Source organism: Xanthomonas sp. BRIP62409 (genome assembly GCF_003992965.1).
Taxonomy (GTDB): Bacteria; Pseudomonadota; Gammaproteobacteria; order Xanthomonadales; family Xanthomonadaceae; genus Xanthomonas; species Xanthomonas euroxanthea.
The window spans coordinates 195,837-210,840 of the sequence record NZ_QEZJ01000012.1 but is presented as its reverse complement, the minus strand read 5'-3'; the positions used below and the strand labels follow the sequence as shown (position 1 = coordinate 210,840).

At 66.8% G+C, this 15,004-nt stretch carries 17 protein-coding genes, 2 tRNA genes and 1 other RNA gene; 6 read left to right on the top strand and 14 right to left on the bottom strand.

The features are described 5' to 3' along the window. Positions 1–100: 100 nt before the first annotated feature. The 3 genes from recR to dnaX form a co-directional block, all read right to left on the bottom strand. Entirely contained in the window at positions 101–694 is a 594-nt protein-coding gene (gene recR, locus EO170_RS03395; RefSeq protein WP_119130890.1) for a recombination mediator RecR, read from the bottom strand. A gap of 97 nt (positions 695–791) precedes the next feature. After that, on the bottom strand, positions 792–1,112 hold the full coding sequence (locus EO170_RS03390; RefSeq protein ID WP_005913896.1) for a YbaB/EbfC family nucleoid-associated protein: 321 nt from the start codon (positions 1,110–1,112) through the stop codon (positions 792–794). A 6-nt stretch (positions 1,113–1,118) separates the two neighbouring features. After that, on the bottom strand, positions 1,119–3,146 hold the full coding sequence (dnaX, locus tag EO170_RS03385; protein WP_126942463.1) for a DNA polymerase III subunit gamma/tau: 2,028 nt from the start codon (positions 3,144–3,146) through the stop codon (positions 1,119–1,121). 235 nt (positions 3,147–3,381) lie between these two features. On the opposite strand from dnaX, the gene EO170_RS03380 reads away from it, so the two are divergent. Then, positions 3,382–3,474 (top strand) — tRNA-Ser (locus tag EO170_RS03380). Positions 3,475–3,543: 69 nt separating this feature from the next. After that, positions 3,544–3,640: signal recognition particle sRNA small type (ffs, locus tag EO170_RS03375), an RNA gene on the top strand. Between the two features lie 48 nt (positions 3,641–3,688). Here the strand turns inward: ffs and EO170_RS03370 are convergent. The 6 genes from EO170_RS03370 to EO170_RS03345 form a co-directional block, all read right to left on the bottom strand. Then, a complete protein-coding gene (locus EO170_RS03370; RefSeq protein ID WP_104582321.1) occupies positions 3,689–4,138 on the bottom strand; it encodes a molybdenum cofactor biosynthesis protein MoaE in 450 nt (149 codons plus the stop codon). Further along, positions 4,135–4,380 carry a MoaD/ThiS family protein gene (locus EO170_RS03365; RefSeq protein WP_104582320.1) on the bottom strand — a complete coding sequence of 82 codons (246 nt, stop codon included), beginning with the start codon at positions 4,378–4,380 and terminating at the stop codon, positions 4,135–4,137. The genes EO170_RS03370 and EO170_RS03365 overlap by 4 nt, the downstream gene beginning before the upstream one ends. Then, the gene (gene moaC / locus EO170_RS03360; RefSeq protein WP_126942457.1) at positions 4,377–4,874 is read right to left on the bottom strand and encodes a cyclic pyranopterin monophosphate synthase MoaC; all 498 of its coding nucleotides are present in this window, start codon (positions 4,872–4,874) and stop codon (positions 4,377–4,379) included. The genes EO170_RS03365 and moaC overlap by 4 nt, the downstream gene beginning before the upstream one ends. Positions 4,875–4,949: 75 nt before the next feature. Next, entirely contained in the window at positions 4,950–5,981 is a 1,032-nt protein-coding gene (gene moaA, locus EO170_RS03355) for a GTP 3',8-cyclase MoaA (protein ID WP_126942454.1), read from the bottom strand. Then, complete coding sequence (locus tag EO170_RS03350) at positions 5,981–6,730, bottom strand: MBL fold metallo-hydrolase (protein WP_126942451.1); 750 nt, start codon at positions 6,728–6,730, stop codon at positions 5,981–5,983. Before EO170_RS03350 ends, moaA begins: the two co-directional genes overlap by 1 nt. Continuing rightward, on the bottom strand, positions 6,730–7,479 hold the full coding sequence (locus tag EO170_RS03345; protein ID WP_104582316.1) for a 3-deoxy-D-manno-octulosonic acid kinase: 750 nt from the start codon (positions 7,477–7,479) through the stop codon (positions 6,730–6,732). The genes EO170_RS03350 and EO170_RS03345 overlap by 1 nt, the downstream gene beginning before the upstream one ends. Positions 7,480–7,499: 20 nt before the next feature. Here EO170_RS03345 and EO170_RS03340 point away from each other — a divergent pair, with 20 nt between their 5' ends. Beyond that, positions 7,500–8,549 carry a glycosyltransferase family 9 protein gene (locus EO170_RS03340; protein ID WP_126942448.1) on the top strand — a complete coding sequence of 350 codons (1,050 nt, stop codon included), beginning with the start codon at positions 7,500–7,502 and terminating at the stop codon, positions 8,547–8,549. 234 nt (positions 8,550–8,783) lie between these two features. Here EO170_RS03340 and EO170_RS03335 read toward each other — a convergent pair whose 3' ends face one another. After that, a complete protein-coding gene (locus EO170_RS03335; protein WP_104582314.1) occupies positions 8,784–9,188 on the bottom strand; it encodes a DUF6165 family protein in 405 nt (134 codons plus the stop codon). 98 nt (positions 9,189–9,286) lie between these two features. Continuing rightward, a tRNA-Ser gene (locus tag EO170_RS03330) sits at positions 9,287–9,377 on the bottom strand. Positions 9,378–9,575: 198 nt separating this feature from the next. Here EO170_RS03330 and EO170_RS03325 point away from each other — a divergent pair. After that, positions 9,576–10,280 (top strand): PP2C family serine/threonine-protein phosphatase, encoded by a 705-nt coding sequence (locus EO170_RS03325; protein WP_024938430.1) that lies wholly within the window; start codon positions 9,576–9,578, stop codon positions 10,278–10,280. Between the two features lie 574 nt (positions 10,281–10,854). Here EO170_RS03325 and dnaQ read toward each other — a convergent pair. From dnaQ to EO170_RS03310, 3 genes are read right to left on the bottom strand one after another with little or no spacing between them, the layout of a single operon-like run. Beyond that, positions 10,855–11,589: a DNA polymerase III subunit epsilon gene (gene dnaQ / locus EO170_RS03320; RefSeq protein WP_126942445.1), complete on the bottom strand. Its 735-nt coding sequence runs from the start codon at positions 11,587–11,589 to the stop codon at positions 10,855–10,857. Positions 11,590–11,601: 12 nt separating this feature from the next. Continuing rightward, positions 11,602–12,054 carry a ribonuclease HI gene (gene rnhA, locus EO170_RS03315; protein ID WP_104560340.1) on the bottom strand — a complete coding sequence of 151 codons (453 nt, stop codon included), beginning with the start codon at positions 12,052–12,054 and terminating at the stop codon, positions 11,602–11,604. A gap of 31 nt (positions 12,055–12,085) precedes the next feature. Further along, positions 12,086–12,742 (bottom strand): hypothetical protein, encoded by a 657-nt coding sequence (locus tag EO170_RS03310; RefSeq protein ID WP_104582311.1) that lies wholly within the window; start codon positions 12,740–12,742, stop codon positions 12,086–12,088. 12 nt (positions 12,743–12,754) lie between these two features. Here EO170_RS03310 and gloB point away from each other — a divergent pair, with 12 nt between their 5' ends. Continuing rightward, on the top strand, positions 12,755–13,522 hold the full coding sequence (gloB, locus tag EO170_RS03305) for a hydroxyacylglutathione hydrolase (RefSeq protein ID WP_126942442.1): 768 nt from the start codon (positions 12,755–12,757) through the stop codon (positions 13,520–13,522). Further along, positions 13,519–14,703 (top strand): lytic transglycosylase domain-containing protein, encoded by a 1,185-nt coding sequence (locus EO170_RS03300; protein WP_126942439.1) that lies wholly within the window; start codon positions 13,519–13,521, stop codon positions 14,701–14,703. The genes gloB and EO170_RS03300 overlap by 4 nt, the downstream gene beginning before the upstream one ends. Positions 14,704–15,004: the final 301 nt, after the last annotated feature.

Genomic DNA, 15,004 nt, shown 5'->3' with positions numbered 1-15,004 from the left:
GGATTGGGGATTGGTCAGTGGGGATTGGCAAGAGCTTACCGCGCATGCCTCCGCTTTTCGCTCTTACCAATCCCCAATCCCGACTCCCCAATCACGGCGCTCAAAGCACCTCACTGCGGGTGCCAAAGGCATGCGACAAGGTGCCGCGATCCACGTATTCCAGCTCGCCCCCCAGCGGCATGCCCTGCGCGAGCCGGCTCGGGCGCACCGCATGCTGGCGGGCCAGCTGCGCCAGGTAATGCGCGGTCGCCTCGCCTTCCACGGTGGCATTGGTGGCGATGATCATTTCGGTGACTTCACCGGTAGCCAGACGCTCGCCGAGCCGGTCCAGCCCCAGCTCGCGCGGGCCGATGCCATCCAGCGGCGACAGCCGGCCCTGCAGGATGAAGTACAGCCCGCGGTAGCCGGTGGCGTGTTCGATCGCCAGGCGATCGGCCGGCGATTCCACCACGCACAGCTGCTGCCGGTCGCGACTGCTGCTGGCACAGATCGCGCAGATCTCCGACTCGGTGAAGTCGCGGCATTGCACACAATGGCCGACCTTCTCCACCGCATTGGCCAACGCGGCAGCCAGCCGACGCCCACCCTCGCGCTCGCGTTCGAGCACGTGGTAGGCCATGCGCTGCGCCGATTTCTGGCCCACACCCGGCAACACCCGGAAGGCCTCGATCAGTTGTTCGAGAAGAGAGGACATTGGGTTGGGAATCGGGAATCGGGATTGGGGAATCGCAAAAGCCAAAGACAATCTCGCTCTTACGATTCCCGATTCCCCACTCCCGATTCCGCGCCGCTCAGAACGGCAACTTCATGCCCGGCGGCAGCTGCATGCCGGCGGTGGCCGAGCCCATGCGGTCCTTGGACTCGGCGTCGATCTTGTTGGAGGCATCGTTGAAGGCGGCGGCGATCAGGTCCTCGGCCATTTCCTGGTCGGAGAGGATGCTCGGGTCGATACGGACCTTGCGGCACTCCTTGGCGCCGGTCAGCGTCACGCTGACCATGCCGCCGCCGGCGGTGCCGGTGACTTCCAGCTTGGCCAGTTCTTCCTGGGCGCGTTGCAGGTTTTCCTGCATCTTCTGCGCCTGCTGCATCAATTGGGCAATGTTCCCACGCATGTCTCGTTACTCGTCGTAAGGGCGGATGGAATCGGGGACGACCCGCGCGCCTTGCTGCTGGATCAGCTGCTGCACATTCGGGTCGTTCATGAATGCTGTTTCGGCCGCGCTCTGGCGCTCGCCTTTCTGGCGATTGGCCCGCTCGTGCAGGGTCTCGACATCGGCGTTGCCGGTTTCGATGACGATGCGCGGCGTATTTCCCAACTCGGGCGCGAGTGCCTGCGCAAGGTTGGCGATAGAACGCTCGGAATTGAGGTATTCGAAGCCCGGCGCCAGCGCCAGACGCAGTACGCCGTCGCGATGGCCGAGGAAGGCGGCATTGGCAGCGAGCTGTCGCGAGGGACCGTTCAGGCCACTGCGGGTAACCAGCTCCAGCCACTGCTCGGCGTCGGCGATGCGGCCGTCGTCGAGCAGGACCGACGGCTCGGTTGCCGGCGCCGGCGCCGAGGGCGCAGCCGCCGGTGGCATCTGCAGCACCGGCGCTGCAGATGCAGGAGCCACGGCGGCGGCAGGAACTGCCACGGCAGCGTCGGGCGCAACCGCAGCGGGCAATGCCGTATCGGCTGGCACGGGTGGCGCCATTGCCGCTTCCGGCGCAGGCGCACGCGCCGCTGCGGGGACCGGGGCAGCGCTGGCGCGCACCGGCGCATCGTCCATCGCCCAAGGCGGCGTGTCGTCGCTGCGCGCTGACGCTGTCGCTGGGCGGCTATCGGTCGCTGCTTCCACAGCGGGCAATACCACGACGGGGGCTGGCGCAGCAGTGGCCGGGGCCGGTGCGACGACCGCAGCCACGGCAGCAGGTACGGCTTCCTTCAACCCTGCCGGCTGTCCCACGGCTGCAGGCGCAGGCGCGGCTGCCACCGGTGCGGCGGCCTGCACGCCAGTTGCCGCAGAACGCGCGTGACCGCCGGCATTGGCACCACGTCCATCGTCACTGCCGCCAGCCGGCACCGCCGCCGCAGGGCGGAAGGCCAGCATGCGCAGCACCGCCATCTCGAACCCGGCGCGCGGACTCGGCGCCAGATACAGATCGCGGCGGCCGTTGAGCGCCATCTGGTACCACAGCTGCACCACTTCCGGACGCAGCTGCGCGGCATAGGCGGTCGGGTCGATGCCATCGCCGACAAAGGCCACCGACGGCACCAACTGCTGCACCTGGATGCGGTGCAAGGCCTCGGCCAGCGCCTCCAGCACGCCGCTCCAGTCGGGCGAGAATTCGGCCAGCGCCGCAACCACCTGCATCAGGCGCGCGCCATCGCCATCGGCCAGCGACTGCAGCATCGCCCCGACCTGGGTGCGATCGACCGTGCCGAGCATGGTGCGCACCACCTCCTCGCGCAGTGCACCGCCGGCATAGGCAATGGCCTGGTCGAGCAGCGACAGGCCATCGCGCAGCGAGCCGTCGGCGGCCTTGGACAGCTGCACGATCGCCGACGGATCCGACTCGATCTGCTCGGCGGCCAGGATCCGGGTCATCTGGCCCTGGATCTGGTCCTCGTCCAGCCGCTTGAGGTTGAACTGCAGGCAGCGCGACAGCACGGTCACCGGCAGCTTCTGCGGGTCGGTGGTGGCCAGCAGGAACTTCACGTGCTCCGGCGGCTCTTCCAGCGTCTTCAGCAGCGCATTGAACGCCGCCTTGGAGAGCATGTGCACTTCGTCGATCAGATAGACCTTGAACTTGCCGCGCGAGGGCATGTACTGCGCGTTCTCGATCACCTCGCGCACATCGTCCACGCCGGTGTTGGACGCGGCGTCGATTTCCAGCAGGTCGATATAGCGGCCGGCGTCGATATCCAGGCAGGCCGGGCACTGGCCGCACGGATCGGCACTAGTGCCGGTCTCGCAGTTCAGCGACTTGGCGAAAATGCGCGCAATCGTGGTCTTGCCCACGCCGCGGGTGCCGGTGAACAAGAACGCGTGGTGCACCCGCCCACTGTCGAGCGCGTTACTGAGCGCGCGGACCACGTGTTCCTGGCCTACGAGTTCGGCAAAACGCTTCGGGCGCCACTTTCGGGCGAGAACGAGATAAGACATCGGGCAACCAGCTTCCTCTGAACCGATATTGTGCCACGGCGCGTCAAGTGGGTCGTTCAGCGGCCGTCGTGCCCGCCGCCGCCCGGACCGGTGGACCGCCGCAGCAGGGTCGGTGACCGGCCAGACAGCCGCGCTGGCAGCGTCGTGCCGGCCCGGCGGATCACTTACCTTGTTAATGGCGCCCGCGGCGGCTAGAATCCCGCTCCTGCCGACGACCCAGTCGCACGGCAGGTACGGAGAGGTGTCCGAGTGGTTGAAGGAGCACGCCTGGAAAGTGTGTAAGCGTCTAAACCGCGCTTCGGGGGTTCGAATCCCCCTCTCTCCGCCAGTTTCATGATCCTGCAACGCGCTTGCATGGATCCAGGGCCGCGCCAGTGGCCCACGTCTTATGGTGGCCCCGTCGGTCCCTCGCGACGCTAGATCGAAAATCCCGCCAGGGCCGGAAGGCAGCAACGGTATCGATTGATGCGGGCGCCGAGGTCAACCGGCGGGGACACCACCCCAACTCCCTGGGTTCCCCGCAGCGCTTGAGTTGCAAGCGTCTACTGCGCCTGCGATTCCGGATGCAGCCAGCCCGCGTCGCCTTCAAGATAATGCTCGTGCTTCCAGATCGGCACGCGTGCCTTGACCTCGTCGATGATGAAGCGGCAGGCATCGAATGCGGCGCCGCGATGCGCCGCGCTGACCCCGACCCACACCGCCATGTCGCCGATGCGCAGCTCGCCCACGCGGTGCACGCAGTAGGCATTGACGATGGCAAACCGGTGCATCGCCTCGTCGAGCACGCGCTGGCCTTCGGCCTGGGCAAGTGCGGCATAGGCTTCGTAGCGCAGCCCGGCCACGCTGCGGCCTTCATTGTGATTGCGTACCCAGCCTTCGAAACTGGCGAACGCGCCGGCGTGCGGGTGCTCCAGCGCGGCGCGCAAGCTGTCGACCGGCAATGGCACATCGGACAGCGCGAAGAGGGCGGTTGTCTGCTCGCTCATGCTCAACCTCCCGACACCGGCGGAATAAATACGATTTCACTGCCATCGCGCACGCCATCCTCCCAGCGCGCGAATGCGCCATCCACCGCCACGCGCAGCTGCGCCGGCGTCCAGCGCAGGCCGTGACGCGTCTCGAGTTCGGCATACAGCGCGCGCAGGTCCTGCGCCGCTGATTGCACCTGCTCGCTGGCAATGCCCGCCGCCTCACGCAGGCTGGCGAAATACAGCACCGTCACCGTGGCGCTCATTGTCTTGCTCCGATATCGCGCTTGCCGCCGCGCTTGGACACCAACTTGGTCGGGCCGATGCTCATGCTGTGCGACAACGCCTTGCACATGTCATAGACCGTCAAGGCCGCCACGCTGGCACCGGTGAGCGCTTCCATTTCCACGCCGGTGCGATGCACGCAACGCACCGTGCAATGGATGTCCAGCACCTGCTCGCCCGCCCAGTCGATCTCGAAGCGGCACGCGTCGATCGGCAATGGATGGCAGAACGGAATCAACTCGTGGGTGCGCTTGACCGCCATGGTGCCGGCGATCACCGCCGTTTCAACGATGCCGCCCTTGGCGCTGCGCAAGCCATTGGCGCGCAGCTGCGCGGCGACAGCGGCCGGAAAACGCACCCGGCTCTGGGCGGTGGCGCTGCGCGCGGCGACCGCCTTGTCCGAGACATCCACCATCGTGGGCAGTCCGGAAGCGTCCAGGTGGGTCAGGCGTGCGGAACGGGAGTTTGCGGGCATGGGAAACGACACGATGACAGGCGCTCAGGATGCGGCATTCTCGGTGAACGCGGCGCCTCGATGGAACCGCATTCCCTACCCGCCGATCAAAAACATTTCGACCGGCTTGCCGCGCCGTGGGGTCAATGCACGCACTTCGCTGTAGCGATCGCCACGCACGCTCCAGCGCGCGCGCAGATGCTCGGACAGTCCATGCTCGCCCTCGGCCAAGGCCGGCTTGAGGTCATGTCCCTGGCTGGCGAACAGGCAGGTATACAACTGCCCGTCGGCCGACACGCGTGCACGCTGACAATCGCCGCAGAACGGCACGCTGACCGAACTGACAAAACCCACCTCGCCCGCGCCATCGGCAAATGCATGCCGCTGCGCCACTTCGCCGGTGTAATTGGCATCCAGCGGCACCAGCGGCCAACGCGCGTGGATACGCGCGTGCAGTTGCGCGGAGGTCACCACCGCATCGGCCGTCCAGCCATTGCAGCTGCCCACATCCATGAACTCGATGAAGCGCAGCACGTGGCCGCTGCCACGGAAGTGCTCCACCAGGGGCAGCACCTGATCTTCGTTGACGCCGCGCTGCACCACGCAGTTGATCTTCAGGCGCTGGAAGCCGGCCTGCTCGGCGGCGGCGATGCCGGCCAGCACCTGCGCAATCTCGCCGCGGTTGCCACTCATGCGTCTGAACAGCTCCGGCTCCAGGGCGTCCATGCTCACGGTAATGCGGCGCAGCCCGGCCTGGCGCAGCGCCGCCGCCTGCCGCGCGAGCAAGGTGCCATTGGTGGTGAGCGCCAGATCCTCGATGCCCTCGATGGTGCTCAGGCGCGCAATCAGGCTGGGCAGATCGCGGCGCAACAGCGGCTCGCCGCCGGTCAGGCGCACCTTGGTGACCCCGACCGCGACGAAGGCACGCACCAGCGTTTCCAGCTGGTCGAAACTCAGGCGCTGCTGCGCATCGAATCCGTAATCGTCGGGCACGCGGTCGGCCGGCATGCAGTAGCCGCAACGGAAGTTGCAGGCCTCGATGACCGACAGGCGCAGATCGCGCAGCGGCCTGCCGTAGCGGTCCTGCATCGGCGCGGCGGTCAGGTTCGGCAACAGCAAGGCCGCCATCAGGGCACCATGGCGGCAGTCGGCTCCGCCAGCGGCAGATGTTGGCCGGGCACGGCCACGCGATGGCCGCGTGCGCGCAGCACGTCGCCGTCGGCGTCGCTGGCGTAGTGGTACAGCAGCATGCGGCTCAACAGGTCCTGCGGGTATTCCCGCTCCAAATCGTCCACCCCAGTATGCGACGGGTTGCCGTGAACGCCGCAGTCATGCGCGATGAGCTCGCTGTCATCGGCGTAGCGGGCCAGGATCTCCGGGATCGGCCGGGTGTCGCCGCTCCAGACCAGGGCCCCTTTCAGCCGCAGCCCGTAGGCGGTCTCCGGCCAATGGTGGCGCGCCGGGAACACCTCCAGCCGCACCCCGTCGTGCCAGAACGCCTCGCCGACCGGTACCAGCTGGAACGCGTCCCAGAAGTTCGCACCGCCCTCGGCCAGCACGTTCGGGTAGTCGGCGATCCGCCGCTGCAGCAACGGCACCACCGGCGCCGGCACGTACAGGCGTGTGCGCCCGCGGCGTCCGGAGAAATAGCTGTCCACGAACAGCCGTTCCAGCCCGCCCACGTGGTCCAGATGCACGTGGGTGATGAACACCGCATGCGGCAGATGACCGTAATGGGCCTGATAAGCGGTGAGCCCTTCGCTGCCGCAGTCGATGGTCAGCCACGGCGCGCCGGCGCGCTCGATGGTGGCCATCGGCGAACCAAGCGCAACCGCCGACGCATTGCCGACCCCCTGCACACGCAACGCCCAGTTCATCAGTAGCCCCGGCCCCAGGCCAGTTCGTAAGCGCGATGCAGGCGCTCGTAATCCTTGTCCACCTCTTCGCGGCTGCGGCTGCCGCGCAACTTCAGCAGCGAGCGGTGCAGGCGCTTGAGATTGCGTTCGCGCCAGCGCGTGGCCGGAATGCGCAACACGCCGCGGTCGAAATCGATCAACCAGCCATGCCCGCCGGCATCGAACAGGATGTTGTGCGCGTTGAGATCGGCATGATCCAGGCCAGCGCGATGAAAGCGCGCGATCAGCCGCCCGGTTTCTTCCCACGGCGCCCCACGCCCGGCGACCTGCGCGTGATCGGCAAGCGAACGCACGTTCTCCAGGCGTTCCATCAACAAGGCAGCGCGATAGCTCAGCCCTTCGCGCAGGTAGCAGGCCGCCAACGGACGCGGCACCGGCAACTTGCGCTGGACCAGTTCGCGCATCAGCCGGAACTCGGCAAAGCTGCGCGTGCGTCCCGCTCCCTTCCACAGATAGTGATCGCGACTCACGCGCGCGGCCATGCCGCCGCGCAGGTACTGCCGCAACACGCTACGACCGAACGGCGCATCCACGAACCAGGCCCCACCCCGCCCGCCTTCGTCGACCGGCCGTGCCCTGTCACCCCAGCGTTGCGGCGAAAACAGCCCGGCATCGGCTTGCCGCAGCCGTTCGCGGTCGAACAGAATGGCGCCGTAGCCGCGGCCTTCGCGGTACGGCGTCAGCGCTTCAGTGGCGTCGAAAGCAACCATCCATCGAGTCTAACAACACCATGGCTTCTACGCCCGCTTCGTTATGTCTGCTGCGCCTGTCCGCCCTGGGTGACGTCACCCATGTGGTGCCGCTGGTGCGCACCTTGCAGGCGGGATTTCCGGCAAGCCAGCTGCATTGGATCATCGACAAGGCCGGGTTGAAATTGCTCGACGGCCTGCCCGGCGTGCAGTTCCACGCCTACGACAAGCGCACCGGCGTGGCCGGCATGCGCGCGCTACGCCAGTCGCTGGCGCCATTGGGCCGCTTCGATGCGCTGCTGCAGATGCAGGTGGCCTTGCGCGCCAACGTGCTGTCGGCCTTCGTGCCGGCGCAACGACGGATCGGCTATGACCGCAGCCGTTCCAAGGACCTGCACGGCCTGTTCGTCAACGAGCGCATCGCCGACCGCCCCGGCATCCACGTGCTCGACGCCATCGGCAGCTTCGCCCAGCCGCTCGGCCTGACCCAGCGCCAGGTGCGCTGGGATCTGCCGGTTCCCGACGAGGCCCATCACTGGGCACGCGCACAATGGGACGACGACGGCCGCCCGGTACTGATGATTTCGCCGTGCTCCAGCCACGCACGCCGCAACTGGTATCCCGACCGGCATGCCGCGCTGGCCGACCATGCAGCAGCCCAGGGCTGGCGGGTCGTACTGTGCGGTGGCCGCAGTGAGCTGGAACGCAGCACCGCCGATGCCATCGTCGCGGCCACACGCGCGCCGGTGCTGGACCTGGTCGGCAAGGACACGCTCAAGCAACTCCCCGCCCTGCTCGCCCGCGCCGATCTGGTAGTCACCCCCGATTCCGGGCCGATGCACATCGCAAACGCGATGGGCACCAAGGTGCTGGGCCTGCATGCGGCCAGCAATCCACTGCGCAGCGGCCCGTATTCGGACGTGCGCTATTGCGTGGACCGGTACGACGCGGCCGCCCGCAAGTACCTGGGCAAGCCGGCCGACCAGCTGAAATGGGGCACCAAGATCGAGTTCGACGAGGTGATGGCACTGATCACCGTGGACGATGCGATCGCCGCATTCGAGCGTTATCGTGGTGATCATCCGCGCTGAAGACCGGCGGCGGATCGTCGCCGGAACGGGGAGTCAATCGCTGCCGGACGGTCCGCGCTGCGGCCCGTTTGCCCGGAACAGCCGGGAAACAACGGCGAAGTCCCGACCCGGCACGCGCGGCAACCAATCATTGCGGTACCCGATGACGTACACCCTGGCGACACGCCAGGGCGCGCGGCTCACGGACCGGCCGCCGTCATGCCTCCGGTCACGCAGGCCTGCGATCAGCGGCCATCAGGCACCGGTGGCGCGATAGTCCTGGTACGACTTCTCTTCCACGTACGACGAACCCAGCGCCAGGTTGATCTCTTTCTTGATGCGCGCGCGCTCGTCGTTTTCGATATAGACGCTGCGCGCCAGCTGCACGAAGCCGTCGTCGAAGCTCTGCGCCTGCTCCTTGAGCCGGATGTCGTCCTCGATCACCCATAGCCGCTCGTTGACGGCCTTGAGCGCGGCACGCAGGCGCACGATGTCGTGGCCGGCGGCCGGATGCGCCATCCAGCTGGTCTCCAGCGCGGACAGCTCGCTGCGCACATTGGCCAGCTTGGCGGGGTCGCGCATGCGCTCGGACTTGATCTGCAGGATCGCGATCTTGTCGAGCAGCTCGCCAAAGGACACGGGTACCAGGATCTCGGACATGACAGGCCTCCAACGGATATCGGGCGATTGTAGCCAGCGCAGCAGCGCGCGGCGGCGACACATAAACAAAAGCCCCCTTGCGGGGGCTGATGCGAATCTGGCGGAGAGGGGGGGATTCGAACCCCCGAGGCGCTATAAACGCCTGCCTGATTTCGAGTCAGGTACATTCAACCGCTCTGCCACCTCTCCAGATGGTCCCCAGTGTCCCGGGGCCGTGCATCATACGGGCACGGGCGCCCGGCCACAAGCGGCCCGGGCCGGCATCGCCGGCACGATCGAGGCTCCGGGCGTGAACCCGCCCTGCGGCATCGGCGATCGGCGTGTTGCTGCTGGCCGGCCGCCCCGCGATGATGGTCACGCACCTCCTCTCTTTGGCGACCCGCCCCCATGCTCGAATTCGGACACCTTACCCATGTCGGCCTGCGCCGTGACCTCAATGAGGACACGTACTACGGCGACAGCGAATTGGGGCTGTGGCTGGTGGCCGACGGCATGGGCGGGCACGCCTGCGGCGAAGTGGCCAGCGCGCTGGCGCGCGAAACCATCGTGCGCGAGGTGCGCGCCGGCACCCCGCTGGCGCAGGCGGTACGCATCGCCGACGAAGAGATCATCAAGACCTCGCGCCGCTGCAACGACACCTTGCCGATGGGCACCACGGTCGTCGCTGCGCGCGTACTCGGCCAGCGCTTCGAAGTGGCCTGGGTCGGCGACAGCCGTGCGTACCTGTGGCGCGACGGGCGGCTGGCGCAACTGAGCCAGGACCATAGCTATGTGCAGGAACTCATCGCCCAGGGCACCCTAACCAGCGAGCAGGCGCGTGCACATCCGCATCGCAACGTGGTGACCCAGGCGCTGGGCGTCACCGATCCGGTCCACCTCAATGTCGCCACCATGCAGGGCGAACTCAAATCCGGCATGCAGCTGCTGCTGTGCAGCGACGGCCTCACCGAAGAAGTCGACGACGCCGCGATCGCCGCAACCCTGTCGCAGGCCGATTGCAGCGCCCAGGAGTGTGTCGAGTGCCTGGTCGCCGCCGCGCTCGATGGCGGCGGCTCGGACAACATCACCGCGATATTGGTGCGCAGCTACTGAAAACGGCCAACGAAGCTTAGCGAGCGCTGGCAGGCGGTGAGCACGGGAGTTTCGTCGGCCGCACCTTGTGCGATGCAGACAAATGCCTGGTCGGTCGAGGGCGCGACGTCCTCACCGCCTGCGGGCCACGCCGTGAATCTAATCCTAAAAACTCCCTGGCGGCATCCATGCTGCCAATGGTCCCGGAACCGCCGAGAGCACTGCACCAGAGCATGAGTGGGCTGCCTGGTCGAATACCCTGCTCACCGACCATCTCGACAGGTCCTTGCCCGCCCACCGTCGCGGGACCTTACGCGGCATGGATGGATTCACGGCGTGTCCCGCGATGGTGGGCGGGCAAGGGCCCCTCGGCAAAGCCGCAGATCACCGGCCTGCAGCGAAGAGCAACATCATTCCGCTCCGCACTAGACCAGAGAGACATCAGCTTCGTTGGTAGAGCCAGGCACGGACATCGAACCCGCGCGGTAGCCATTCCGGGCGCGTATTTCGCGGCCTCGCCGGCACCAACTGCGCACTGCACTCCCACCACATCGCCCGCCGCGCGACAGCAGGACACCAGTTGCCGAAAGCCGCACTACCCGGCAGCAGTCACCTCTTCGACCGGCGCATCCCACAACGCGCGCCCAGCCTTCTTGCGCAGATACGCCAGGCGCGCCTCGTGCGCCTGCGACTCCGAGGCGGTTACCACCACCCGTGCGCGCGGCAACAGCAGCGCCGGATCGAAGGTGATCATGCCCTCGCCGTGCTCGCTGCGCTGGCCGGTATCGGCACTGGCAAAGCCGATTTCTTCCTGGCCCGAGGTCAGTGCGATATACACATCGGCCAGGATCTGCGCATCGAGCAAGGCGCCATGCAACTGGCGATGCGAGTTGTCCACGCCCAGGCGCTTGCACAAGGCATCCAGCGAGTTGCGCTGCCCCGGATAGCGCTCGCGCGCCATCATCAAGGTATCCACCACGGTGGTGCGATCGACGATACGGCCGTAGTCGTCGCCCAGCAGCGACAGCTCGTTGTCCAGGAATCCCAGATCGAACGCGGCGTTGTGGATGATCAGCTCCGCGCCGTCGATGTAGGCCAGGAACTCCTCGACCACATCGGCAAACAGCGGCTTGTCGGCCAGGAACTCCAGGGTCAACCCGGTCACTTCCTGCGCACCGGGTTCGAAGTCGCAATCGGGCTTCAGGTAGCGATGGAAGTTGTTGCCGCTCGGGCGCCGCTCCAGCAGCTCCACCGCACCAATTTCGACGACGCGGTTGCCCTTGCGCCATTCCAGGCCGGTGGTTTCGGTATCGAGAATGATCTGACGCATGAATCCTCTTGCTTACGCGGTTGCGCTGCCACCGCGCTGGGCGATGGCCTGATTGCGGGCGAGCACGTCGACGCGCTCGTTGTCCGGGTCGCCATTGTGGCCTTTCACCCAGCGCCAATCGATGCGGTGACGTTGCGTGGCCGCATGCAGCCGCTCCCACAGTTCACGGTTCTTGACCGGGTCGCCGCCGGCCGTCTTCCAGCCGCGGCGCACCCAGCCGGACATCCACTCGGTAATGCCCTGGCGCACGTATTGCGAGTCGGTATGCAGCACGATCTGGCACGGCTCGGTGAGCGTTTCCAGCGCCATGATCGCCGCCATCAATTCCATGCGGTTGTTGGTGGAGGTGGCTTCGCCGCCGGACAGTTCCTTCTCGCGGCCGTTGTAACGCAACAAGGCCGCCCAACCGCCCGGCCCGGGATTGCCGAGGCAGGAGCCGTCGGTATGCACTTCAATGGATTTCATCAGGTTCTGGTGTTTGGAAAGTGGTCGGTAGTCAGATCGTGGCCACGGGCTGCGGCCAGCGCGAGGGCATCGCGATCGGGGTCGGCCCGATCGACGCTGCGGCGCGCTTTTCCACCTCGAGCAGATACACCGCGCGCCAGGGTGCGCCATCGATGTCGGCCGCGCCACGCCCGGTGCGCCAGATCGGTCCCAGATAGCGCTCGGTCTGCACGCATTGCAAGCCCGCACGCTGCGCCAGCAACCGCCAGCGATCCGGCCGCAACGCCACCGGACCACGCCGTGCCCAGCGAAAGCGGTACGGGCTCAGCGGATTGAGCGCGAACAGCCATAGCCGCCCGCCCGGCATCAGCAACCGCTCGCATTCGGCCAGGAAGTCCGCCGCGCCGCCCACCACTGCATGCTGCACCACGATGGCCTGCAGGCTTTCGGTCGGCAACGGAAACGGCATGGCGCAACATGCGTCGCCGACAAAGCGGCCAGCGCTGCGAGACAGCCGCAGCCCGCGCCCCTGCAGGACCTCGCGCGGCGGCAACTCGGTAGTCGGCGTCAGCCACAGCCAGGGCTGCGACGGGCGCGTCTGCAGCGCTGCAAGCGCCAATCGGCGCTCCAGCTGGAGCAGGCTGCGCCCTGCACCTGTTTCAAACCAGGATGAGACGCCAGCTTGACGGGAGAATGGCGTGACAGGCATGGTCCCAATTCTATGCGACTGACCGCCCTGCCCGCATTCGACGACAACTACATCTGGGCGCTGGTCGCCACCGATGGCCGCGCGGTCATCGTCGATCCGGGCCAGGCCGAGCCGGTGTTCGCCGCCGCGGAGCGCGACGGCTTCCGTCCCTGCGCAGTCCTGTTGACCCACCACCATGCCGACCACATCGGCGGCGTGGAAGCGCTGCAGCAGCGTTGGCCGGACCTTGCGCTGTACGGCCCGGCCGACGAACGCATCCCCTCAGACGCGCGCCGCGTGGGCCAGGGCGAGCGCTTGAGCCTGCTTGGCACCCATTTCGATATACTGGACGTGCCGGGCCATACCCGCAGCCACATCGCCTTCGTCACCGACCACCATCTGTTCAGCGGTGATACCCTGTTCAGCCTAGGCTGTGGGCGGATGTTCGAAGGTACCGCTCCTCAGATGTTCGACGCGTTACAGCGCCTGGCCTCCCTGCCCGGCGAAACGCTTGTGTGTTGCGGCCACGAATACACGTTGGCCAACGCGACCTTTGCGCTGCACGTCGATCCCACCAACGCTGCCTTGCAGCGCCGTCAACAGGAAGCCCAGGCCATGCGTCAAGCAGCCCGTCCTACCCTGCCGATTTCGCTCAAGAGTGAACTGGCCACCAATCCTTTCCTACGCACCAGCAGTCCTGAAATCCGTGCCGCAGTAGCATCGCGTGCAGCCGGCGCACTTTCCTCTGAAGTTGACGTTTTCGCCGAACTTCGGCGCTGGAAAGACGAATTTCGCGCATGAGGCGCCTGCTTCTGGCAGTGCTGGCCGCATCGGCGGTCATAGCACCTGCAGCCGCATCGTCCAACGACGCAAGCCGCCTCACCCCCGCACAGAGCTCGATCACCCAGACCGTCGCACCCGAGGTGCGCAATGGCAGGGAGATCTTTTCCTCGTTTCTGGACGGCCGCGCCGACCCTGGCTGCGACAGCGACCATAGCGATACGCGCTGGGAACAACACTTCTCGCGTGCACCGGCCCGTCTGGCCGACGACGCGCAGGATGTGTTGCCGCTGTTCGGCTACGTGGTCGATGAACTACGCGAAGCGGACATGCCGACCGAATTTGCGCTGATTCCGTTCGTCGAAAGCGGTTATCGTCCAGGAGCGCGCAACGGCAGCGGCCCGGCCGGCCTCTGGCAGTTCATCGCCACCACTGCCCGCAACCATCATGTCCCGGTCGGCGCGCAGTACGACGGTCGGCTCTCGGCAGTGGATTCCACCACGGCGGCGGTGCGCTATCTCAAGACGCTGTATGGCATGTTCGGTGGCGATTGGCGCCTGGCCCTGATGGCCTACAACGCCGGCGAGTATCGCGTGCTGCAGGCCATGCGCAGTGCCGGCATGAACGCGCAGAATGCCCGCCCGTCCGAGTTGCCCGGCATGTCCAAGGTCACCTATGAATATGTGGAAAAGCTGCACGCACTCGCCTGTGTGCTCGACCATGCACAGCAGCAAGGCAATCTGCTGAGCTCGCTCGACCGTCCGGTGCCAGTACTCACCGAACACGCGTTGCCGGCCGGCACCAGCCTCAACGCCTTTGCGGGACAACGTGCCATCGAGCCGGAACTGCTGGCCCGCCTGAATCCGGCGCTGGCCAGCGCGCGCGCCGCACCGCGCGGCGTGCACGTGCTCGCCCCGATCGCACCCGCACAGCCGGGCGCGACAGGCACTGTGGTCGCATCCGCCGAAACGGACAGCCTTGCGGACCACAGCGCTGACGCTCCCACGGTCGTTGCCACCGCAGCGACGAAGGCATCCAGGCCGCAAGCGCGCACCACGCATACGGTGCGCAATGGCGAATCCGCCTGGGCCATCGCACGTCGCTACGGCGTCACCGTCACCACCCTGCTCACCAGCAATGGCCTGGACAAGCGCGCCGTGCTGAAGCCCGGCATGGTGTTGTCGTTCGACGACGCACGCTGACGCGACCGGCCTGCTTCCCGCGCCGCTGACGGCTACCGCCCCAGCGATGCTCGCTTGATTCGACATTGCACACGCGGAAGACCCATGCCGCGCTGCCCGGACGGAGGCCGGATGCGAACCGAGCCTCTGACATTTGCCCGTCGCTTGCGTGGCTGCAGCGAGGCCTAGCGGAATAGAAAACCCGGACGGGATCGAGAGCGGGCATGCTCGCGGTCGACTGGCCCCGTCATCGCTGCAAGCCAACCGGACATCGCCGTTGATTGCGCGCCTGCAGTGCCAGTTACCAACCCCACGCAGGTAG